The organism is Bosea sp. Tri-49 (assembly GCF_003952665.1).
GTDB lineage: Bacteria > Pseudomonadota > Alphaproteobacteria > Rhizobiales > Beijerinckiaceae > Allobosea.
The window spans coordinates 531,167-552,206 of sequence record NZ_CP017946.1 but is presented as its reverse complement, the minus strand read 5'-3'; the positions used below and the strand labels follow the sequence as shown (position 1 = coordinate 552,206).

The following is a 21,040-nucleotide window of genomic DNA, read 5'->3' as shown; positions in this document are numbered from 1 at the left end:
GCGGCTCCTCACGGGGCCGCGTGGCTTTTTCCGCACCCGTGATCCGCTCGTCTTCTCGAGCCGGATCTGTCGCCCCGGAGACGGGGACAGGAGGGCGCGGTCCTCAACTCGCGAACCACAGAGGACACGCGATATGTCGAAGCGCCATGAGGCGAAGTACAAGATTGACCGCCGCCTCGGTCAGAACATCTGGGGCCGTCCGAAGTCCCCGGTCAACCGCCGCGAATACGGCCCCGGCCAGCACGGCCAGCGCCGCAAGGGCAAGCCGTCCGACTTCGGCACCCAGCTGCGCGCCAAGCAGAAGCTGAAGGGCTATTACGGCTCGATCTCCGAGAAGCAGTTCCGCCGCTACTACGCCGAGGCGATCCGCCTCAAGGGCGATTCGGGCGAGAACCTGGTCGGCCTGCTCGAGCGCCGTCTCGACGCGGTGATCTACCGCGCCAAGTTCGTCGCGACCGTCTTCGCCGCCCGCCAGTTCGTCAACCACGGCCATGTCACGGTCAACGGCAAGCGCGTCAACATCGCCTCCTACCAGGTCAAGCCGGGCGACGTGATCGCGGTCAAGGAGAGCTCGCGCCAGCTCGCCATCGTCATCGAGGCCGCCGCTCTCGCCGAGCGTGACGTGCCCGACTACATCGACGCCGACCACAACAAGTCGACCGCCACCTTCACCCGCACGCCGACCCTGACGGACGTGCCCTATGCGGTGCAGATGGAACCGAACCTGGTCATCGAGTTCTACTCGCGCTGATTGTTCGGACCGGCTTGCCGGTACGGCTGTTTCAACGATTTGGGGGAGGGCGAGATATCGCCCTCCCCCTTTTTGTTTCGCATGCCGCCTCAACGCTGCTGGTATTCGAAATCAGACCAGTCTCTCGGCGTCTTGATCCGGATGCCTCCCCCCTTCATCACCCCGATATAGACCGAGCCGGCGACCGGGTTCCCCGGCTCCCCGTCTCCGCCGAGCTGGAAGATCGCGCCGCCGCGGAAACCGAACTTCCTGTTGGGCTCCGTCATCTGCTTGCGAAGCTCCGCCTCCTTGGCGACGGCGGCTTTCGGGTCGTTGTTCTCTTTCCTGAACTTGGCCATCGCGGCGCGAAACTCATCGACGGGCAGATAATTGCCACCGCCGGGACGGAGCAGGACGCCGGCATTGCGGTGCGGACCGCGCGCGCCGGCCGACTGGCAGAGATCGACCTTCAGCGTCCCGTTCGATTGGATCTCGTAATCGGTGATGATCTGGATATGCTGGCCGTCGGCCTTCATGACGATGCTGTAGCGCTCGATCTCGTCGACATCCTTCACGGGCGGGAATCTTGCCGCGTAGTCGAGTGGCCTTCCGCCCTGATAGCTCGGATCGAGGCCGGATTCCGACAGATATGTCCCGACGAAACCGATGCAGTCCATGCCGAAGACGCCCTTGTCGCACAGCTCCTGCAGATACTTTTCCTTCTTCAGGGGCTCGGACAGGGCCTTGGTCTTGGCGAGCTCCTCACGCAGCTCCACGACGAGACTCATGACGTTGCTGAATCCGTCGGGATCGCCTTGGCCGGTGAAGACGCGAGCGTAACCATCCACCTTTGCGCGCGACGCAAGATCGGTGCGCTTCTTGACAGCGGCGGCGATCGCGTTCTGCAGGTCGGCCGGCTTGGCATTGCCGCCATAGGCCGGATTGGCCGACATGTAGCGGCACACCGCCACCGTATCGTCATAGCCGGGGACTGAGAGATTACGCAGGCGGTCGATGTAACTCTCTGGCGTGAACTGCGCGATGTTTCCCATGACGAGGCTCCCGATGAAGCATCTTCGATCTGCTGATCGGCATCCGCTCGAACAAGCGGCTTAGGCGCAATCGACCCGCCCCCGGGATCTTTGGGACGCTAACGCAGGCACACCCGACCTGCCAGCGGGCGCACCCGTCTTTTTGTTCTCGCTTCGCTATCGACCTCAGCCGCGGCGGGCGGCCCGTTGGATCGGCTGGAAGTCTATCGATTGGCCTGCGCCACAGGTTGGTCGGGCCGGGTTTCGACAATGCCTGCCCAGGCCGCATGGCCGGTGGGATCCTGTGTCCAGAAGGCGATGTCGTCGAACAGGATCGTCTGGCTGACATCGGGCAGCGCGTCGCGGTAGATGCCGAAACGCGGCTGCGTATCGATGAATGGCTTGCCGTCCTTCGTCGTGCCATAGCGCGGATAGCCGAGCACGCCGCGGAATTCCGGGCAGGCCCGCCCGTCGAGCCAGAGCCGCAGGCGGCTCTCACCAGCCTGCTGGCTCGGCCGGATCATGACATTAATGCGATGCCAGCGATCCGGCGCGACCGGCCAGTCACCGCAGAACTGGGCCTGGCCGACGCTGTCGCCACAGCCTTCGGTTCCCGCCGTCTTGGCCCGGAACACCGGCTTGCCGTTGTCGGAATCGACCTCGATCTTGAACAGCGGGTTGCCGGCGTCGCAGATCTCCTCGCCGCCCCTGCCCTTCTCGTAGCGCAGGTCGATGTTCTGCTTGATCTGCTGGATCACGGTGCGATTGCGCCGCGGCGCCCACGGGCTTTCGACACGAAACCGAAAGCTATACCAGCTCGTCGCGTCGAAGCGGATCAGCTCGGCCGTCATCTGGACCTCCGACCGTTCGGTCGGGGTCGAGCCGGGATTGGGGTCGTAGGCGTCGCCGGGCTTCACCGTGATGGCGAGGGCTGGCTTTTCCTGCCCGGCGCGCTCGGCATCGACACAGCGGATGCGATCGGCGCGGACCGCCTTGTCGAGCTGGCCCGAGACCTTCCAGTCCTTGGGGTTCAGGCAACCGGTAGCGAAGCTCGCCTGGAAAGTGGGCGCCGGCGCCTCGGCTTGGCCCGGGCTGCAGAGGAATGACGCGCCGCAGAAAAACGCCGCAGCTGCGCAGCTGCGGCCCGTCACGATCCTCGTCATCCGACCCTCACCTGCCATCGCCCGAAAGGAGTTTGCCGGCAGCTTGCCTTCGCTCGATCTCCCGACACACCGCATCCCATAGCCGAGCGCTCTTCCAGTCGCGCCGCGCGCGAGCAAGTTGGGCGACCTGCCGCGCCGTAGCCAAGGCCGAGTGCCCTTGCCGCTCGATCAACGCAATCGCCTCTTCTTTGACGATATGGCGCCAGTAAAAAACAGACGAGACGACCCACTCCACAATATCCGGCCAGAACCAAGCGGGTTTGAGCATCCGAACCTCGGCGAGCGCTACGGAAGACCGCAGCTTCATCCATAATCGCCATAAACTGCGGCGATCAGCAATGAGCCTCTCGGAGCAACGCCGAGACCTCAATCGCTCGTGCTGCTCTCCCAGGTCGCATGGGTGACGCCGGCCAGCCGCTCAATGCGCTCGACGACGGCGTCGAGTTCCTTGCGCTCGATCGCCGTGCTGATCAGGGTCGCGACGATCTCGATCGCCTCTTCTCCGCGCTCCACCGTCTTGACGTCGCCGACCGGATAATTCGCCTGCTCGAGTAGCTCGACCATCGCCTCGCGCACCGCAGGCAACGCGTCCGGATCGGTGGTAACCACGACCTCGTAGGTAGCTTCCGAGGCCTTCTCGTTGATCGGGCTGCGGTTGATCGCGTTGACCAGCGGGCGCAACAGGGTGTTGCCGGCGATGACGAAGACGGTGACCAGCGCACCCTCGGCCACCATGTCGGCGCCGGTGCAGGCGCCGACCGCAGCCGCGCACCAGAGCGTCGCGGCCGTATTGAGGCCGCGGACGTTCAGACCCTCCTTCATGATCACGCCGGCGCCCAAAAAACCGATGCCGGAAACGACATAGGAGACGACGCGCACCGCCTCGTGCGCACCGGCCATCCGCATGGCGAGGTCGACGAAGGCGGCGGCGCCGACCGCGACCAGCACTGTCGTACGCAGGCCTGCCGTGCGCTGCCGGTACTGCCGCTCTGCCCCGATCAGCGCGCCGAGCACGAAGGCCGCCAGCAGGCTGATGACCGAGTCGAGGAAGGGGTAGAGGTCGAAGGTTTGGATGAAGCGCATGCGCCTGCCCCCGTAACGGCGCGCTTCCAACCGCCGCGATCCTGCGGCCTATAGCCGGCACGATGTGACGGTTCAATGAAGGGGAGGCTGCGGAAGCACCGCCATGACGCTACGTCGCGACTCAGCTAGCGTTGAGGCCCCGCCACAGGGATCATCGCGCCATGAAGACGCTCATCCTCGCAGTTCTCGCCGTCGGACTCGCCAGCCCGGCCTTCGCCCAGAGCCCGAGCTGTACTGCCCAGGCCACAGAGAAGAAGCTCGCCGGCGCGGCCAAGACCAGCTTCGTCACCAAATGCGAGAAGGACGCCGGCGCGGCCTGCGACAAGCAGGCAGCCGACAAGAAGCTTGCTGGGGCTGCCAAGACGAGCTTCACGACGAAATGCGTCAAGGACGCTGTCGGCACCTGAGTTTACCAAGCAAAAAGGGCGGCCCTGTCGGACCGCCCTCGCCTCGTCTGATAAATTGCGACCTCAGCCACGATCGTCGTCGTCATGGCCGCGATCACGCCAGCGGCGCGGACCACGATCGTCGTCGCGATCACGGTCGCCGTCGCGGCCGTGCCAACTGCGCCCACGCATCTCGCGCATGTGCTCGCGCCCTTCCGACATCGTCTGGCGTACGGCGCGGCGCGCCACGGTCTTCTGCTCGTCCGAGAGCGTCGACCAGAGCGGGCGAACCGCATCGGCAAGTTCCTTGCTGCGGGCCGCACGCTCGCCCTGGCGGGTCGCCATCATGTCGAGCCGCTCCATTATGTCGGCGTCCCTGAAGTTCTCACGCTGCTCGCGCATCTTGGCGAAGTTCTCGCGGCGCTGCTCGGCATTGCGCTTGATGAGCGCCTCGACCTTCTCGAAGGCCGGCACCTGCTCAGGCTTCAACTTGAGGTCGGTACGCAGCTGCGCCAGCCGTTCGTTCAGGCGCGCGGTGGCGCGTTCCGCCCGGCGCTGACGCCATTCCTCGCGCCGGTCGGGCCGGTCGCCCCGCTCGGCGCGGTCGCCACGCGGCTCGCTCTGCTGTTGCGCTGGCGGCGCGCTGCCCGGTGCGGGCGGGATCGGCTGCGGTTGGGCGATCGCCAGCGTCGCAGCGACGGCCGCAGCGCTGGAGGCGACGATGAGGGCGATACGTTTCATGAAGCTCTCCGTCTTGTTCGGATCGAATACGGTTCGCTGGCGGGTCTCGAAGCCGGGTCGCGATATCGCCACGATGGCTGAGCCGGGCTGACCCGGCGATGGCGCGCGCATGACAAGATCGTAATGTCGGCTTGACGCACCGGCGAGCCGGAAGTTCCGATCAAGTCGTCGCGCAGGGCCGAATCGGCGCATCATCCAGCGAGCGACCAAGCTCCCTTCTGGTCGGCAGCGAGTTCCACCATGCGCAATCTCATCACCGATGTTCGTGGCGTTCTCGTGGGCAATGCCGAGGATGCCATTGCTGCGACCGGCGTCACCGTCGCCCTGTTCGAGCGGCCGAGCATAGCCTCGGTCGCCGTGCTCGGCGGGGCACCGGGCACGCGCGACACCGCGCTGCTCGAGCCGGGCATGACGGTCGAGCATGTCGACGGCATCGTCCTCTCCGGCGGCTCGATCTGGGGCCTGGCCGCCGCCGATGGCGCACTAAGCTGGCTCGCCCGCGAAGGAAGGGGCTTCCCGATCGGTGGCTACCGCGTGCCGATCGTCCCGCAGGCGATCCTGTTCGATCTCGCCAATGGCGGCGAAAAACCCTTCGCCCGCGGCGACGGCGAGGCGCCCTATCGCGCGCTCGCCGGGAAGGCCAGCGCGGCGGCAGCGGCCGAATTCGCGCTCGGCAGCGTCGGCGCCGGCCATGGCGCGACCACGGCCAATCTCAAGGGCGGGCTCGGCTCGGCCAGCGCGAGGGCCGCGACCGGCCAGATCGTCGGCGCGCTGGTGGCGGTCAACGCCGTCGGCACGGCGACGATCGGCGACGGCCAGCATTTCTGGGCCGCGCCTTACGAGCAGGGCAGCGAATTCGGTGGCCGCGGCTGGCCGGCGGCAATCCCACCCGAGGACCTCGCTCTGCGCTTCAAGGGCGGCCCCGGCGCCAATACCACCGTCGCTTTGGTCGCGACCGATGCGGTGCTGACCAAGGCGCAGGCCAAGCGCATGGCGCTCTGCGCCCATGACGGGCTTGCCCGGGCGCTGCGCCCGGTGCACGCCCCGCTCGACGGCGATGTCGTCTTCGCCGCCGCGACCGGGCATAGCGGTGCGCCCTCCGACGCCTATGCCCTGACCGAGCTCTGCGCCACCGCCGCCGACGTGCTGGCGCGGGCGGTCGCGCGAGCAGTATATTGCGCCAGCGCCCTGCCCTTTGCGGGCGCCAAGCCGGCCTGGCGTGACAGGTTCGGCGCATAGGCGGGGCGCAACGCCCCCCAACGCGAGGGAGCGAACCGATGGCCACCGTCCGCTATTTCGTGACCGATGTCGACGAGGCGGCAAGATTCTACGTCGACCGGCTCGGCTTCGCGCTGAAGCAGCAGTTCGGCCCGGCCATGGCGATCCTCGAGCGTGGTGACCTGACGCTCTGGCTCGCCGGCCCCGGCGCCTCGGCCTCGCGGGCGATGCCGGGCGGAGGCAAGCCAATCCCCGGCGGCTGGAACCGCTTCGTCATCGAAGTCGAGAATCTGGCGGAATTCGTCGAGACCCTGCGCCGTAGGAGTGTGCCCTTCCGCAACGAGATCGTGGTCGGGCCAGGCGGCAAGCAGATCCTGTGCGAGGACCCGTCGGGCAATGCGATCGAGCTGTTCGAGCCGACCTGAGAGCCCTCGCTTCCCCTGGCCCGAAACGAAAACGGGAGGGCTTGCGCCCTCCCGCCTGTGATCATCGGTTGTCGGCTTGCGAGCGGACGGCGAGCCGTCCTTGCTGCGAGATCCGATAGGGGCCGCCCTGGCGCGATTCGATCAGCCGTTTTCGCCGGAGCCCGGCAAAGATGGCGAGCGTGCAATCGCTCAGGATGTAGCCTTCATGGGTGAAGCAGTCGATGTGGTGGATGCGGCCGTTCTCGCCGCGAAGATGGCGGATTTGTCCGCCACGGGCCAGCACGTGCAGCACGCGCTGCTCGCCCCGCGAAATGTTCATGTTGGTAGAGCCTGTGCATGGAACCATGGCAAGCGCAGGAGTGAAGGCGGGCTTTAGGCTCCGCATCTTTCACCCGGCGCTGGATCAGGTCTCGCCTCAGCGAAACCTCACCGGGTTCCCACAGTCTCCAACACAAAACCCTCTTGCACTTCGCGCCGGCGCATCGCGTCCGGGGACGAGGCGTTTAAGCGCGCTTCCGCCTCGCGTCAATGGCGCGCAGCCGCTCGAAGCCTTTCGCGCCCGCCTCCGGATGCGCTATGGACACCGCCATGTCGACCGATGATTTCCTCGCCCGCTTCGGGCCTGCCGGCCAGCGCCAGCCCGATCCCGTCGCCGCCGCCCAGCAGGCGATGCGCAATCCCTTGCCCAAGCGCTTCTACGAGAAGGCCGACGTGTTGGAACGCGACGGCCTGTTTCATGTCGCGCTCGACGGGCGCACCGCCCGCACCCCGGCGCGCAAGCCGCTCGCCGTCGCCTCGAAGGCTGTCGCAGAGGCACTCGCGCAGGAATGGCAAGCGCAGCAGGAGCAGATCGACCCGGCCCGCATGCCGCTGACTCGCCTGGTCAACTCGGCGCTCGACGGCGTCGCCGATCAGGGGGAGGCCGTCCGCGCCGAGATCGTCCGCTATGCCGGCAGCGACGCGCTCTGCTACCGCGCCGGCGAACCCGAGGCGCTGGCCGAGCGGCAGGATGAGATCTGGAACCCGCTCATCGCCGCGCTCGAAGACCGCATCGGCGGTCGCTTCGTCATGGCGCAGGGCGTGGTCTTCACCGAGCAGCCACAGACCGTGCTCGAGGCGGTGGCGAAGCGTGTTGCCGCGATCCTCTCCCCGGTCGCGCTCGCCGGCGCCCACAATGTCATGACCCTGACCGGCTCGACCATCCTGATGCTGGCACTGGCCGAAGGCCTGATCGATGCCGAGCAGACCTGGGCAGCCGCCCATCTCGACGAGGATTACCAGATCGGCATCTGGGGCCAGGACGAGGAAGCGGCCGAGCGCCGCGCCATCCGTCGCAAGGAATACGACGCCGCTGTGCTGCTGCTGACGAAAGGCTAGGCGTGATCATCCCGGGCGCGCCCAAGGCCGACAACCCGGAGGACTATATCGCCCAGCTCGATGGCTGGCAGCTCGCGACGGTCGCGGCCCTGCGCGCCGCGGTGAAGGCGGCCGCCCCGCTCGAAGAGCGGATCAAGTGGACGCACCTGGTCTACTTCTCGAACGGGCCGGTGCTGCTGATCCGGGCTGAAGCGGCGCGCGTGCTCTTCGGCTTCTGGCGCGGCAAGCGGCTGCGCGGGATCGAGCCGCGCCTGAAGCCCGGCGGCAAGTTCGAGCTCGCGACCATGGTCCTGCGCGAGGGCGATGCGGTCGATCCGGCCGTTGCCGCCGAGTTGGTGCGCGCCGCGGTCGCGCTCAACCGCGAGCTCGGCGACCCGAGCAAGCCGAGCATGTGACTACGCTTCCGGCGGCGGCCCCGTCAGCACGCGGTCGATCAGCCCCCATTCCAGCCCCTCCTCGGCGCTCATGAAGCGGTCCCGATCGAGCGTGCGCTCGACCTCCTCCTCGCTGCGTCCGCAATGCTCGGCGTAGAGCCTGATCATCCGCCGCTTGGTCTTCTGGATCTCCTCGGCCTGGATCAGGATGTCCGAGGCCTGCCCTTGCGCGCCGCCGAGCGGCTGATGGACATGCAGGCTGGCATTGGGAAGCGCCGCGCGTTCGCCGGGCTCGCCTGCCATCAGCAGGAAGGAGCCCATCGAGCGGGCCGTGCCCATGCAGAGCGTGTGCACCGGCGAGCGGATGTATTGCATCGTGTCGTAGATCGCGAAGCCGCTGGTGACGACGCCGCCCGGCGAGTTGATGTAGAAATGGACCGGGCGCTTCGGGTTCTCAGCCTCCAGGAACAGCAGTTGGGCGCAGACCAGCGCGGCGCTGCCATCATTGACCTCGCCGTTCAGGAAGATGATCCGCTCACGCAGCAGGCGCGAATAGATGTCGAAGGACCGTTCCCCACGGGTCGACTGTTCGACCACCATAGGGACGAGCTGCATCGTGCCGTGCATCGACGACCTCCTCTGTTCTGGATGTTGATGGCTTGGCTTGCGAGCTTGGCCGGTCAGGCGGCGCGCAGCATCAGCGGCTGGTTGCTGTTGGCTGGTGCCGGCGGCTGGCTCAACCTTGCATCGGTCAAGCTGTGGATGATCCGCAGCTCGGTGCCGCCCTCGTTCGGCGCGAGCTGAAAGGTCACCACGCTTTCGAGGAAAGGCGGCTCCTCTTCCCTCAGCCGATAGCGCACCTCCTCGCCAGGTACGCTGGAAAGCGCCTCAACCTCAGCCGGCAGCCAGCGCTCGCGGAAGGCGGGAATGCTGAGCGCCCGCCAGACCTTCTCGGGCGGCGCCTCGAGCTGGTATTCGAAGACCAGCTGCTTGGTGCGTTCCTGAATGTCGCTCTCGCTCATTGGTCCATGTCCCGCAGCAGATCCTTGAGGGCATCGATGCGCGCCGGCCAGTAGGCCCGGTATTTCGCCAGCCATTGCGCGATCAGGGCAAGCCCGTCCGGGTCGACCTCGTAGTTGACGAAGCGCCCCTGCCGTTCCTCCCGCACCAGCTTCGCAGTGCGCAGAACCGCAAGGTGCTGCGACATCGCCGGCTGGCTGATCGCCATGCCCTCGCGCAAGGCGCTGGCGTTCATACTGCCGGCGGCGAGCTTCTCGAAGATCGCCCGGCGGGTCGGGTCGGCCAGCGCCTTGAAGATGTCCTGCTCAACCATGGCCAACACATAAGCATGCACTTATTTGATTCGCAAGCGGCCGAACGCCAATGCGCAACCCGCCTTGCACCAAAGCCGCAACCGCCCCCGATGGACAGCCCGGCCTTCCGCCCTTAAGCCGGATAGCGACTTGCCAAGCGCGCGGGGGCTCCATGAAGGACATTCTCGAACAGCTCGAAGACCGGCGCGCGGGTGCCCGCCTCGGCGGCGGCGAGCGGCGCATCGAGGCGCAGCACAAGCGCGGCAAGCTCACCGCCCGCGAGCGCATCGAGCTGCTGCTCGACAGGGACTCCTTCGAGGAGTTCGACATGTTCGTGCAGCACCGCGCCGTCGATTTCGGCATGGACAAGGCCGAGAAGATCCCCGGCGACGGCGTCGTCACCGGCTGGGGCACGGTCAATGGCCGCACCGTCTTCGTCTTCTCCAAGGACTTCACCGTCTTCGGCGGCTCGCTCTCCGAGACGCACGCCCAGAAGATCATCAAGATCCAGGACATGGCGCTGAAGATGCGCGCGCCGATCGTCGGCCTGTTCGACGCCGGCGGCGCCCGCATCCAGGAGGGCGTCGCGGCGCTCGGCGGCTATGGCGAGGTCTTCAAGCGCAACGTTCAGGCGTCGGGCGTCATCCCGCAGATCTCGGTGATCATGGGTCCCTGCGCCGGCGGCGACGTCTATTCGCCGGCGATGACCGACTTCATCTTCATGGTCCGTGACACCAGCTACATGTTCGTCACCGGCCCGGAGGTGGTGAAGACCGTCACCAACGAGACCGTGACCTCCGAGGAGCTCGGCGGCGCCAAGGTCCATACCTCGAAATCCTCGGTCGCCGACGGCTCCTTCGAGAACGATGTCGAGGCGCTGCTGCAAGTGCGCCGGCTGATCGACTTCCTGCCGGCCAACAACACTGTCGGCGTGCCGGAATGGCCGAGTTTCGACGTGCCGGATCGCGTCGACATGAGCCTGGACACGCTGGTCCCAGACAATCCGAACAAGCCCTACGATATCAAGGAGCTGATCCTGAAGGTCGTCGACGAGGGCGACTTCTTCGAGATCCAGCAGGCCTATGCCGGCAACATCGTCACCGGCTTCGCCCGGATCGAGGGCCGCACCGTCGGCATCGTCGCCAACCAGCCGATGGTGCTGGCCGGCGTGCTCGACTCCGACGCCAGCCGCAAGGGCGCCCGCTTCGTGCGCTATTGCGACGCCTTCGAGATCCCGATCGTCACTCTGGTCGACGTTCCCGGCTTCCTGCCCGGCACGGCGCAGGAATATGGCGGCCTGATCAAGCACGGCGCCAAGCTGCTCTTCGCCTATAGCGAGTGCACCGTGCCGCTGGTCACCGTGATCACGCGAAAGGCCTATGGCGGCGCCTATGACGTGATGGCCTCGAAGCATATCGGCGCCGACGTCAACTATGCCTGGCCGACGGCGCAGATCGCGGTGATGGGCGCCAAGGGCGCGGTCGAGATCATCTTCCGCGGCGGCGACGCCGAGACGATCGCGCGTCAGACCAAGGAATATGAGGACCGGTTCATGTCCCCCTTCGTCGCGGCCGAGCGCGGCTATATCGACGAGGTGATCATGCCGCATTCGACCCGCCGCCGGATCGCCCGCGCGCTAGCGATGCTGCGCACCAAGAGCGTCGAGCGCCCCTGGCGCAAGCACGACAACATTCCGCTCTGAGCGGAAATCCGGTGCCGGGGCCGCCTCACATCAACCCCGGCAGCTCCAACGCCAGCGCGTCGATGGCGACGCGCACCTTCGGCGGCAGATGCGGCGTCTGCAGCCAGAGCGCGTGGACGTCATAGGGCAGCCGCCCTTCTTCCGGCAGCAGCTCGACCAGCCCCCCGGCGTTGAGTTGCTCGCACACCAGCCAGGACGGCAGCCAGGCCAGGCCCATACCGAGCGTAGTCGCATCGGCGATCGCCCCGAGATCGCCGAGCCGCAAACGGTGGCGCGGTATCGCCTCAGCCGGCGGCCCACCGGCGCGCGGGAACAGCCAGGGGCGGACGCGGCCGGAGCGGCGATAAACCACTGCGTCGTGGCCCTCCAGCTCTTCGATCCGCTGCGGCGTTCCGCGGGCTTCGAGATAGGACGGCGCAGCGCAGACGATCATGTGCTGGCGCGCGACGCGGCGCGTCACGAGATTGGCCGCATCGTGCAATTCGCCGGTGCGGATGGCGAGGTCATACCCGCCCTCCGCCAGATCGACGAAGCCGTCGCCGAAAGCGAGGTCGAGCTCAAGCTGCGGATGGCGCCGCGCGACCTCCAGCAGAATCGGCATGACGCAGCGCCGGCCGAACAGCACCGGCAGCGCCATCCGAAGTTTGCCACGCGGCTCGCCGAATTGGTCGGCAGCGAGCGCATCGGCCGCCTCGGCCTCGGCGAGGACCGTCTTGCAGCGCTCGTAATAGGCCCGGCCCAACTCGGTCAGGCTCTGCCGGCGCGTCGTGCGGTTGAGCAAGCGCACGCCGAGGCGCTCCTCCAAGAAGCGGACATGTTTGCCGACCATCGGCGCCGAGAGGTCGAGCGTCGTTGCGGCCGCAGCGAAAGAGCCGAGATCGACCGCCCTGACGAAGACGCTCATGCTGGTGAGGCGATCCATCATCCGAAATCACCAGTTCTGATTATCGATCATACAGCGCAATTTATCGCAGGATAGCGCGCTGCCATAGCTCATTCATTCGCTCTGTTTTGGAGTCATGAGCATGGCCCGCACGATCCGCTTTCACCGCCATGGCGGCCCCGAAGTCCTCACCATCGAGGATATCGACGTCCCGCCGCCCGCCCCCGGCGAGGTCCGCATTCGAACCAAAGCGCTCGGCCTCAACCGCGCCGAAGCCCTGTTCCGCGCGGGGAGCTATATCGAGCAGGCGCGCTTTCCCTCTGGCATCGGCCTCGAAGCCGCCGGGCTGATCGAAAGCATCGGCGCCGGCGTCGAAGGCCTCTCGCTCGGCGACCCCGTCAGCCTGGTGCCGCCGCGTTCGATGGTGCGCTCGCCGGTGCATGGCGAACTCGTCACCGTCCCGGCCAGGCTCGCGATCAAGCATCCCCCGACGCTGAGCTGGGAAGCGGCCGCGGCGAGCTGGATGCAATATCTCACTGCCTATGGCGCACTGGTCGATATCGCCCGCCTCGGCCGCGGCGAGCATCTCGTCATCACCGCGGCGTCGAGCAGCGTCGGCCTCGCCGCGATCCAGATCGCCAACCGGATCGGCGCGATCCCGATCGCGGTGACGCGGACTTCGCGCAAGGCGCGGGCGCTGCGCGAAGCCGGGGCCGTTCATGTCCTCGCCTCAAGCGAGGACGACCTCGAAGCCCGCCTGAAGGAGATCGCCGGCGAAAACGGCATCAGGGTGGTGTTCGACGCCGTCGGCGGCCCGGCTTTCCTGCCGCTGACCGCCGCCATGACGCCTGGCGGCATCCTGATCAACTATGGCGGCCAGAGCCCGGAGGCGACGCCCTTTCCGCTTTTCAACGTCCTCAGCAAGAGCCTGACGCTACGCGGCTATCTCGTCCACGAGATCACGGGCGATCCCGCGCGCCTCGCCGCCGCCAAGGCCTTCATCCTCGATGGCCTTGGCGATGGCTCCCTGAAGCCGATCATCGCCCGCACGTTCCCGTTCGAGCAGATCGTCGAAGCGCATCGCTACCTCGAATCGAACGAGCAGTTCGGCAAGGTCGTGGTGACGCTCTAAAGGCCGCTCAGGCCCAGCGGCTGAACACCACGCTGGCATTGACACCGCCGAAGCCGAAGCCGTTCGAGATGGCGTGTTCCATTGCGAGCGGCCGGGCCGTCTTCGCCACCAGATCGAGCCCGGCCGCATCCTCGTCCGGGTTTTCCAGGTTGAGCGTCGGCGGCGCGATCTGGTCGCGCAGCGCGAGGATGGTGAAGACCGCCTCCAGCCCGCCGGCCGCGCCGAGCAGATGGCCGGTCGCCGATTTCGTCGCACTGATCGCGATGCCGCCGTCGTTGCCAAACACAGCCTTGATCGCGGCCAGCTCGCCGCGATCGCCCACCGGCGTCGAGGTCGAATGCGCGTTGAGGTGAGCGATATCGCCTGGCTCCAAGCCTGCCTGCTGCAGCGCCGTCTCCATCGCCCGGCGCGCGCCGGAACCATCCTCGGGTCCGGAGGTGATGTGATAGGCGTCGGCGCTGGTGCCGTAGCCGGTCAGTTCGGCGAGGATCGTCGCGCCACGCGCCTGCGCATGCTCAAGCGCCTCGATCACCAGGATCCCGGCGCCCTCGCCCATGACGAAGCCGTCGCGGTCACGGTCGAAGGGACGCGAGGCCTTCTCCGGCTCGTCGTTGAAACCGGTCGACAGCGCGCGCGCCGCGGCGAAGCCGCCGAGCGCGACAAGATCGACGCAGGCCTCGCTGCCACCGCACAGCGCGATGTCGACTTCGCCGGCCCGGATCATGCGCGCCGCATCGCCGATCGCCTGGACGCCGGCGGCGCAGGCGGTGACCGGCGCGCCGATCGGCCCCTTGAAGCCGTGGTCGATCGAGACATGGCCGGCGGCCAAGTTGACCAGGAAGGACGGCACGGTGAAGGGCGAGAGCCGGCGCACGCCGCGCTGGTCGGTGGTCCGCACGGCCTCGGCGATCGCCGGGAAGCCGCCAATGCCCGAGGCGATCACCGTTGCGGTGCGCTCGCGCTGCGCCTCATCCTGCGGCTGCCAGTCGGCCTGCGCCAGCGCCTCCTTGGCGGCGACCAGCGCGAACTGGATGAAGCGGTCCATCTTGCGCTGGTCCTTGGGCGCGATCGCGACGTCGGGATCGAAGCCGCCCTCATTGTCCTCCGCCTTGCTCGGGACGACGCCCGCGACCTTGGCCGGCAAGGTCTCGGCGATCGCGTCGGGCAGACGGCCCAGGCCCGAGCGGCCGGCGAGCAGGCGCTGCCAGGCGAGTTCGGCTCCGCAGCCTAGAGGCGAGACGACGCCCAGTCCGGTGACGACAATGCGACGCATGGCGGCTCCTAGTTCGATCTGGCTTGTGTGGCTGCCTGGCGCGCAGCGAGACGTTCGCGCAGGTCGTTGCTGGCGCGGGGCCCGGCGATGACGGTGGCGTTGTCCGCGGTGACCGGTTGCAGGGTCGCGGCGTCGACGACGATTGGCGTGATCGGCCGCCCGGTCCCGCGCTCGGCCAGCAGCAGCGAAGCGCCTTCCGGCGCAAGGTGGCGGTTGGCGAAGCCGATCAGCGCCACGACGACCGGGAAGACGTCGCGGCCCTTCTCAGTCAGGACGTATTCGTAGCGCTTCGGCCGCTCACTATAGAGCCGCCGCTCGAACAGCCCGCTCTCGGTGAGATGTTTCAGCCGGCGCGTCAGCATATTCGGGGCGATGCCGAGGCTGCGCTCGAACTCGTCGAAGCGGGTCAGCCCCTGCAGCGCATCGCGCAGGATCAGGATGCTCCACCATTCGCCGACGGTCTCGACCGCAAGGGCGCAGGGGCATTCGGTGAGCGGAACGAGCTTAGGCTGCATAGCCCGGGCTCGCTAACGTGGTCGCTATCTTTTTGCAAGCTACATTCGAGCTGCAGTGTGATCAACGCGAGTTGCCGCTATTCCTTGCAGGCGCCCCCGCGCCGGTCAGCGCCCCCGACAACAGGGCTGCGGCGCCAGCGAGCCCGTCGCCCCCGCCCGTGACGATCGTGTTCGGCACGAGACGACCAACGAGGTTCACCAGCTCCGGCTTCTTCTCCAGCGTCGCCAAGACCTTCTCCAGCGCCTGCAGATAGGCGACGCGGTCCTGGCCGAGCACGTTGGCCTGGGCGTTCTGGCCCTTGGCCAGCTCTTCAAGATAGCCGCGCTCGGCCTGGCCGAGGAGTTGGCGCTCCTTCTGGCGCTGCTCGGCAACCTGGACGCCGATTTGCGCGGCGACGAATTCGCGCTGCTGGTCGGCGCGGGCGCGGGCCGCCTCGGTGTCGAGACGGACTTTTTGCGCCTCGGTCTCGCGGGAGTAGGCACGCGAAAGCTGCTCGGCGAGCTGCTCGCGCAGACGCGAGACCAACAGCTCCGGCGGGATCGAGGGTTCACCCATGCGCACTTCCTTGATCTCGATCCCGGCCTTGCGCCCTTCGATCCGGATCTGCTGCTCGATCGTGCTTTCGAGCGCATCGCGATTGTCGATCAGGTCGAGTACGCGGGTCGGCCTGGTCTGGAACTGCCCCGGCGCGAGCTCGCCGGCGGCGTTGCGGACTGGCACCCGGATCGACGATCCCGCGACATTGCGGACGATCGAGCGGATCGTCGGCGTCAGGATGCGATCCTCGATCTGCTCGAGGCCGCCGACGCCGCCGACCACGACCGGGGCGTTCTCCGGCGGCACCTGCACGACGACGCGCAGCTCGACCGGGATGTCCCAGCCCTCGATCTTGACGAAGATCGCCTGATCGGCCGCCTCCTTCGGCGTCGGCTGCTCGACGAAGCGCTCGACCTGGCGAATGCGGCCCTGATCGTCCACTGCGAGGTCGATGATGCGCTTGCGGAAGCCGCCGCGATATTCCCAGGTCTGCACGCGCGTATCGACCTGCGTCATCTCATAGGCCTGGTGGTTGAGATAATAGGCGCCCGGCAGGAGTACGGTCCGCCAGATGCCGACGCAGCCCGAAGGCACGACCGGCACGACGATCGCGTCGGAGGTATCGGCCGTCTGCACCTTCTCCTCGCGGCAGGCGACGCCGGGCGCCGCGACGTTCGATTTGATCACCCCGCCGAAACCGGCCGGCACGATGCTGGCGACGGTGCGGTTGTTGATCTCGACGTCGAAGAGATAGCGGTTGAGCCGATAGACGCCGGGCTTCAGCACCGTCTCCTGCGCGCCGCGCAGACCGCCAGAGGTCAGGAAGGTGCGCGCGTCGAGCATGCCGGCGACCTTGTCGTCGGGAATTGCTGGCGCCATGAACACGCCGGACGGCAGGGCGACTCCGTCCTTGGCAACGAGCCGGCCATAGCTGCCATTCGGCACGGTCACGAGCTCGAGCTGCTCGACCTGGTTGAGCACGTTGACGAAGGGGATGAAGTGGAAGCCGGGGCCAAGCACCTCGGCCTGCGGCCCCTTCTGCCCGTCGATCGCGATGATCTTGCCGGTCGGCAGGTCGGAACCGCCATAGATGCGCCGCAGGTGCCCCGTCTCGTTCGGCCCGACCACGACATAGGAGGTCGAGGCGAACAGGAACACCGCGACCAGCACGGAGGCGATTGCGGCGAAGTTGAAGCCGGTCCCGCGCTTCAGCGCGGCGCCTTCCCGCTCGGCGATGACGGCGTTCGGATCGCCGCGGCGAGCGAGCAGAGCGAAGACGACGGCGAGCAATACGGCCAGAAGCGTGAGGATCAGGATCAGCATGGACGCGATCGACTTCCTAGCGACGGGACCGGCAGGGGATCGCCGCCCTGACGCACAGTCAAGCGGATTCGCGTGCTTAGCCGGCGCCTCCCAGGACGCCGGGTCCGATGCGGTTAATCGAGCGTGCTCCTGAAGCGCAGCAGTGCGATGCCGGCATAGAGCGGCACGAAGATCGAGAGGTAGAACACCTCCAGCCCGATATCGTCGAGACCGGCGCCCTTCAGCATGATGGCACGCACGACGCGCAAAAAGTGCGTCAGCGGGAAGATCTCGCCGAGCCACTGCGCCCAGAGCGGCATGCCGGCATAGGGGAACATGAAGCCGGAGAGCAGCAGTGAGGGCAGGAAGAAGAAAAAGGTCAGCTGCATCGCCTGCAATTGCGTGCGCGCCATGGTCGAGATCGTGTAGCCGAGCAGCACCAGCGCCAGCACGAAGATGGTGACGCAGGTCAGCAGCAGGCCGAGGCTACCGAGGAAGGGCACGCCGAAGAGCAGCTTCGCCGCACTAAGGACCACCGCGACCTGGACGCTGCCGACGGCGAGATAGGGCAGCACCTTACCGAGCATGATCTCGCCCGGCGTCGCCGGCATGGCGAGCAGGTTCTCCATGGTGCCGCGCTCGATCTCGCGGGTCAGCGCCATCGCCGTCATCATCACCATGGTCATCTGCAGGATGACGCCGAGCAGGCCGGGCACGATGTTGTACTGGGTGATGCCCTCCGGATTGTAGCGCCGGTGCACGACGAAGGAGAGCGCGCTCTCGCTCTGCTCGCGCTTCACTTCATCAGTGCCGAGCGCCCGCGTCAGGGCGCGGCTGGCGATGGTCTGGAGCGCACCGACCGCGTTGCTGGAGGCAGCCGGATCCGTCGCATCGGCCTCGACCAGGATGCGCGGCTCGTCGCCGCGTTCGACGCGCATGCCGAAATCGCTGGGAATGGTGACGAGGAAGGAGATCGCTCCGCGCGCCATCAGGCTCTCGGCCTCGGCCGCGCTCTCCGGGCGCTTGGCGAAGCGGTAATAGCCGGAGACCTCGAGCGCCGCGACGACCGAGCGGGTGTAGCGATCCTGCCCCAGCGCCAGAACCGCCGCCGGCAAGCCCTTGGGATCGTTGTTGATCGCATAGCCGAACAGCAGCAGCTGGACGATCGGCACCACCAGCATCATCGCGAAGGTGATGCGGTCGCGCCGCATCTGCACGAACTCCTTGGCCAGCACCGCGCCGAGCCGGCCTACCGATAAAAGGGCGACCGCGCTCATGCCGCTCTCCCCTCGGCCTGGGCCTTGGCCATGAACTGGATGAAGACGTCCTCCAGGCTGGTGGCATCGGGCTCGATGCTGATGCCCGGTCGATCCTTCAGATGCGCCAAAGCCTGTTCGAGCTTGACCTTGTCGGTGCCGACGACATGCAGAGTCGTCCCGAAAGGAGCGACCTGCTCGACGCCATCGGTCTTCGCGAGGTCGGCGATCTCGGCCGGCTTCAGCGCGCCATGCACGACATAGGTCGAGAGGCCCGAGCCCTTCACCACCTCATCGACCGTTCCGGTCGCGAGCATCCTGCCATAGGCGATGTAGCCGATGCGGTGGCAGCGCTCAGCCTCGTCCATGTAGTGGGTCGAGACCAGGACAGTGAGCCCGTCGCCGGCGAGCCGGTGGATCTCGTCCCAGAACTCGCGCCGCGCCTTGGGATCGACGCCGGCGGTCGGCTCGTCCAGCAGCAGCAGCTTCGGCTGGTGCATGATGCAGGCTGCGAGCGCCAGCCGCTGCTTCCAGCCGCCCGAGAGCGTGCCGGCGAGCTGGTCCTTGCGCGAGGCCAGGCCGAGATTGTCGAGCGTGCGTGCCACGGCCTCCTCGACCGGCTTCAGCGCATAGAGCCGGGCAACGAAGGTCAGGTTCTCCTCGATCGTCAGGTCCTCGTAGAACGAGAACTTCTGCGTCATGTAGCCGACCTGGAGCTTGATCTCGGCGCTTTGGGTGCGGACGTCCAAGCCCAGCACCGTGCCCTCACCGGCATCGGGGGTCAGCAGCCCGCAGATCAACCGGATCGTCGTGGTCTTGCCGGAGCCGTTCGGCCCGAGGAAGCCGACAATCTCGCCCTCCCTGACCGCGAGGTCGACATTGTCGACCACGGTGCGCTTGCCGAAGCGCTTGGTCAGGCCGCGCACGTCGATGACGTTGCGCTCGCTCACCGCCGCCCCCGCAGCATGACGTCGACGATCTGGCCGGGCTGGAGCCGCGTCGCTGGCCCGCCCTCGGGCCTGGCCTCGACGAGATAGACCAGCTTCTGGCGGGTCTCGGCAGAATAGATCACCGGCGGCGTGAATTCCGGCTCCTGCGAGACATAGGAGACGGTGGCGGCAAGCCCCTGAGGACAGCCCGAGCAGCGCACATCGAGCCGCGTGCCGACGGTGGTGCCGAAGAGCAGCGCCTCAGGCACATAGAGCATCAGCTTGACCGCGCCATCGGGCAGGATGGTCAGGGCCGGGGCCGACGGTCCTGCGAGTTCGCCGGGATGGCGGATCAGATCGGTGACGATGCCGGCTGCCGGCGCCGTCAGCTTGCGCTGGCCGTGCCGCCATTTGGCCTGATCAAGCGCGGCCTGCGCCTGCGCCACCTGATTGCGCGCCGCCTTGATCTCCTCCTCGCGCGCCGCCAGCCGAGCGACGTTCAGATTGGCGACGGTCTCGCGCACCCTCGACGTGGCGACATCGCGTGCCGTCTGGGCCTGGTCGAGATCGGCCTGGGTCGAGACTCCCCGGCGGAACAGGTCCTGCCGGCGCTCCAGCGCCCGTTCCGACTCGCGCTCCTGTGCTTTCGCCGAGGCGGCGACCGCCTCGATCACCGCGATCTCCTCGGGGCGCTTGCCGCTGAGCAGGTTGGCGAGCTGCGCCTGCGCCTGCACCAGCCGCGCCTCGCTCTCGGCGACGGCGTTGCGGGCATCGTCCGCCTGCAATTCGGCAAGCAGCGCACCGGGTGCGACACGCTCACCGCGACGGACCGCGACGCTCTCGATCCGCGCCGTGTCGATCGGCCCGATCCGGACATACTCGCCCTCGACATAGCCGACGACGCGGGTCGAGGGCGGCGCGCAGACGCCGAGCGAAGCGGCGACGGCGAAGGAGCAGATGAAGTCGAGGATCATGACGCCTCTCCCCTGCAGGCGAGGATGCTGGCGCGGACCGAGCGCCTGACGGTTTCGCTGATGGCGCGTGCTTCCTCCGGGCCGATGCCATCCCAGCCCATGCGGCGGGTGACCGCCGGTCGCGCGATGCGGAAATAGACGACCTGGCCGATCGCGGCGAAGACGGCGAGCTTCGTCGCCGGCGCCTCCGGCTCCATGCCGGTCGCGGCCGCCCAGACCTGACAGACCCGCCGATGCACCGGCTCGAACAGCCCGCCATAAATCGTCTCGAAGGCCGGGCCGGGCGTCAGCATCTCGCGCACGACGAAGCGCGCGATCAACTCGCTCTCCGGCGCCGTCGTCAGGAAGGCGACCATGCGCTCGACCAGCGACAGCAACTGCTCGGCTGCGGCGTCCCGATCGGCTGTGCCGGCCATGATCGCGGCCGCGGGCGCCGCGCCCGCCAGCACGGCCTGGATCCGGGCGATGATCGCCTCGGCGCAGGCCTGCCTCAGCCCGTCCTTGCCGCCGAAGTGATAGGCGATGCCGGCGCTGTTGACCTTCGCCGCCTGCGCGATCTCGCGTGTCGAAGTCGCGTCGAAGCCGTTGCGGCCGAACAAATCGAGTCCCGCCCGGATCAACGCCTGCCGCGTGCCCTCGGCGTCCTTGAGGATGGATGTACGTGCCATGGCAAGATCATTAGCACGGTATTAGTT

At 67.3% G+C, this 21,040-nt stretch carries 25 protein-coding genes; 8 read left to right on the top strand and 17 right to left on the bottom strand.

The features are described 5' to 3' along the window. The first annotated feature begins 133 nt into the window (after positions 1-133). On the top strand, positions 134-751 hold the full coding sequence (rpsD, locus tag BLM15_RS02745; protein ID WP_110492841.1) for a 30S ribosomal protein S4: 618 nt from the start codon (positions 134-136) through the stop codon (positions 749-751). An 89-nt stretch (positions 752-840) separates the two neighbouring features. Here rpsD and BLM15_RS02740 read toward each other — a convergent pair whose 3' ends face one another. The 4 genes from BLM15_RS02740 to BLM15_RS02725 all read right to left on the bottom strand — a co-directional run bounded on the left by BLM15_RS02740 (position 841) and on the right by BLM15_RS02725 (position 4,007). Beyond that, a complete protein-coding gene (locus BLM15_RS02740) occupies positions 841-1,782 on the bottom strand; it encodes a hypothetical protein (protein WP_126110153.1) in 942 nt (313 codons plus the stop codon). Positions 1,783-1,985: 203 nt separating this feature from the next. Continuing rightward, a complete protein-coding gene (locus BLM15_RS02735) occupies positions 1,986-2,924 on the bottom strand; it encodes a heparin lyase I family protein (protein WP_164547375.1) in 939 nt (312 codons plus the stop codon). Positions 2,925-2,931: 7 nt separating this feature from the next. Beyond that, entirely contained in the window at positions 2,932-3,231 is a 300-nt protein-coding gene (locus BLM15_RS02730; protein ID WP_126110149.1) for a hypothetical protein, read from the bottom strand. 59 nt (positions 3,232-3,290) lie between these two features. Beyond that, positions 3,291-4,007: an MgtC/SapB family protein gene (locus BLM15_RS02725; protein WP_126110147.1), complete on the bottom strand. Its 717-nt coding sequence runs from the start codon at positions 4,005-4,007 to the stop codon at positions 3,291-3,293. A 161-nt stretch (positions 4,008-4,168) separates the two neighbouring features. On the opposite strand from BLM15_RS02725, the gene BLM15_RS02720 reads away from it, so the two are divergent. Further along, positions 4,169-4,414, top strand: a complete 246-nt coding sequence (locus tag BLM15_RS02720; protein WP_126110145.1) for a hypothetical protein — start codon at positions 4,169-4,171, stop codon at positions 4,412-4,414. A gap of 63 nt (positions 4,415-4,477) precedes the next feature. Here BLM15_RS02720 and BLM15_RS02715 read toward each other — a convergent pair whose 3' ends face one another. After that, the gene (locus BLM15_RS02715; protein ID WP_164547374.1) at positions 4,478-5,134 is read right to left on the bottom strand and encodes a Spy/CpxP family protein refolding chaperone; all 657 of its coding nucleotides are present in this window, start codon (positions 5,132-5,134) and stop codon (positions 4,478-4,480) included. 240 nt (positions 5,135-5,374) lie between these two features. On the opposite strand from BLM15_RS02715, the gene BLM15_RS02710 reads away from it, so the two are divergent. Together BLM15_RS02710 and BLM15_RS02705 are read left to right on the top strand one after the other, a co-directional pair. After that, positions 5,375-6,373 carry a P1 family peptidase gene (locus BLM15_RS02710; RefSeq protein WP_126110141.1) on the top strand — a complete coding sequence of 333 codons (999 nt, stop codon included), beginning with the start codon at positions 5,375-5,377 and terminating at the stop codon, positions 6,371-6,373. A 38-nt stretch (positions 6,374-6,411) separates the two neighbouring features. Beyond that, the gene (locus tag BLM15_RS02705) at positions 6,412-6,777 is read left to right on the top strand and encodes a VOC family protein (protein WP_126110139.1); all 366 of its coding nucleotides are present in this window, start codon (positions 6,412-6,414) and stop codon (positions 6,775-6,777) included. 61 nt (positions 6,778-6,838) lie between these two features. Here BLM15_RS02705 and BLM15_RS02700 read toward each other — a convergent pair whose 3' ends face one another. Next, positions 6,839-7,096 carry a YjhX family toxin gene (locus BLM15_RS02700; RefSeq protein WP_126110137.1) on the bottom strand — a complete coding sequence of 86 codons (258 nt, stop codon included), beginning with the start codon at positions 7,094-7,096 and terminating at the stop codon, positions 6,839-6,841. A 269-nt stretch (positions 7,097-7,365) separates the two neighbouring features. Here BLM15_RS02700 and BLM15_RS02695 point away from each other — a divergent pair, with 269 nt between their 5' ends. After that, positions 7,366-8,154 (top strand): ATP12 family chaperone protein, encoded by a 789-nt coding sequence (locus tag BLM15_RS02695; RefSeq protein WP_126110135.1) that lies wholly within the window; start codon positions 7,366-7,368, stop codon positions 8,152-8,154. 2 nt (positions 8,155-8,156) lie between these two features. Further along, the gene (locus BLM15_RS02690) at positions 8,157-8,549 is read left to right on the top strand and encodes a DUF1801 domain-containing protein (protein ID WP_236846500.1); all 393 of its coding nucleotides are present in this window, start codon (positions 8,157-8,159) and stop codon (positions 8,547-8,549) included. Here BLM15_RS02690 and BLM15_RS02685 read toward each other — a convergent pair whose 3' ends face one another. The 3 genes from BLM15_RS02685 to BLM15_RS02675 are packed head-to-tail and all read right to left on the bottom strand — an operon-like array spanning position 8,550 to position 9,861. Further along, the gene (locus BLM15_RS02685) at positions 8,550-9,155 is read right to left on the bottom strand and encodes an ATP-dependent Clp protease proteolytic subunit (RefSeq protein ID WP_126110133.1); all 606 of its coding nucleotides are present in this window, start codon (positions 9,153-9,155) and stop codon (positions 8,550-8,552) included. It lies immediately after the preceding gene. Positions 9,156-9,208: 53 nt separating this feature from the next. Continuing rightward, positions 9,209-9,550: an SRPBCC family protein gene (locus BLM15_RS02680; protein ID WP_126110131.1), complete on the bottom strand. Its 342-nt coding sequence runs from the start codon at positions 9,548-9,550 to the stop codon at positions 9,209-9,211. Then, positions 9,547-9,861, bottom strand: a complete 315-nt coding sequence (locus BLM15_RS02675; RefSeq protein ID WP_126110129.1) for an ArsR/SmtB family transcription factor — start codon at positions 9,859-9,861, stop codon at positions 9,547-9,549. The genes BLM15_RS02680 and BLM15_RS02675 overlap by 4 nt, the downstream gene beginning before the upstream one ends. A 152-nt stretch (positions 9,862-10,013) precedes the next feature. Here BLM15_RS02675 and BLM15_RS02670 point away from each other — a divergent pair, with 152 nt between their 5' ends. Further along, positions 10,014-11,543 carry an acyl-CoA carboxylase subunit beta gene (locus BLM15_RS02670; protein WP_126110127.1) on the top strand — a complete coding sequence of 510 codons (1,530 nt, stop codon included), beginning with the start codon at positions 10,014-10,016 and terminating at the stop codon, positions 11,541-11,543. 25 nt (positions 11,544-11,568) lie between these two features. Here the strand turns inward: BLM15_RS02670 and BLM15_RS02665 are convergent, their stop codons facing one another. After that, positions 11,569-12,465: a LysR family transcriptional regulator gene (locus tag BLM15_RS02665; RefSeq protein ID WP_126116027.1), complete on the bottom strand. Its 897-nt coding sequence runs from the start codon at positions 12,463-12,465 to the stop codon at positions 11,569-11,571. Between the two features lie 103 nt (positions 12,466-12,568). Between BLM15_RS02665 and BLM15_RS02660 the strand changes: the two genes are divergently transcribed. Beyond that, on the top strand, positions 12,569-13,558 hold the full coding sequence (locus BLM15_RS02660) for a zinc-dependent alcohol dehydrogenase family protein (RefSeq protein WP_126110125.1): 990 nt from the start codon (positions 12,569-12,571) through the stop codon (positions 13,556-13,558). 7 nt (positions 13,559-13,565) lie between these two features. On the opposite strand, the gene fabF is transcribed toward BLM15_RS02660, so the two are convergent. The 7 genes from fabF to BLM15_RS02625 form a co-directional block, all read right to left on the bottom strand. Continuing rightward, positions 13,566-14,831 (bottom strand): beta-ketoacyl-ACP synthase II, encoded by a 1,266-nt coding sequence (fabF, locus tag BLM15_RS02655; protein WP_126110123.1) that lies wholly within the window; start codon positions 14,829-14,831, stop codon positions 13,566-13,568. An 8-nt stretch (positions 14,832-14,839) separates the two neighbouring features. After that, entirely contained in the window at positions 14,840-15,346 is a 507-nt protein-coding gene (locus tag BLM15_RS02650) for a winged helix-turn-helix transcriptional regulator (RefSeq protein ID WP_126110121.1), read from the bottom strand. 61 nt (positions 15,347-15,407) lie between these two features. Further along, a complete protein-coding gene (locus tag BLM15_RS02645) occupies positions 15,408-17,207 on the bottom strand; it encodes an SPFH domain-containing protein (RefSeq protein ID WP_126110119.1) in 1,800 nt (599 codons plus the stop codon). A gap of 113 nt (positions 17,208-17,320) precedes the next feature. Beyond that, entirely contained in the window at positions 17,321-18,463 is a 1,143-nt protein-coding gene (locus BLM15_RS02640) for an ABC transporter permease (RefSeq protein WP_126110117.1), read from the bottom strand. Further along, a complete protein-coding gene (locus BLM15_RS02635) occupies positions 18,460-19,392 on the bottom strand; it encodes an ABC transporter ATP-binding protein (RefSeq protein WP_126110115.1) in 933 nt (310 codons plus the stop codon). The genes BLM15_RS02640 and BLM15_RS02635 overlap by 4 nt, the downstream gene beginning before the upstream one ends. Then, positions 19,389-20,345, bottom strand: coding sequence for an HlyD family secretion protein (locus tag BLM15_RS02630; protein ID WP_126110112.1), 957 nt, complete (start codon positions 20,343-20,345; stop codon positions 19,389-19,391). Before BLM15_RS02630 ends, BLM15_RS02635 begins: the two co-directional genes overlap by 4 nt. After that, the gene (locus BLM15_RS02625) at positions 20,342-21,013 is read right to left on the bottom strand and encodes a CerR family C-terminal domain-containing protein (RefSeq protein WP_126110110.1); all 672 of its coding nucleotides are present in this window, start codon (positions 21,011-21,013) and stop codon (positions 20,342-20,344) included. The genes BLM15_RS02630 and BLM15_RS02625 overlap by 4 nt, the downstream gene beginning before the upstream one ends. Positions 21,014-21,040 lie beyond the last annotated feature (27 nt).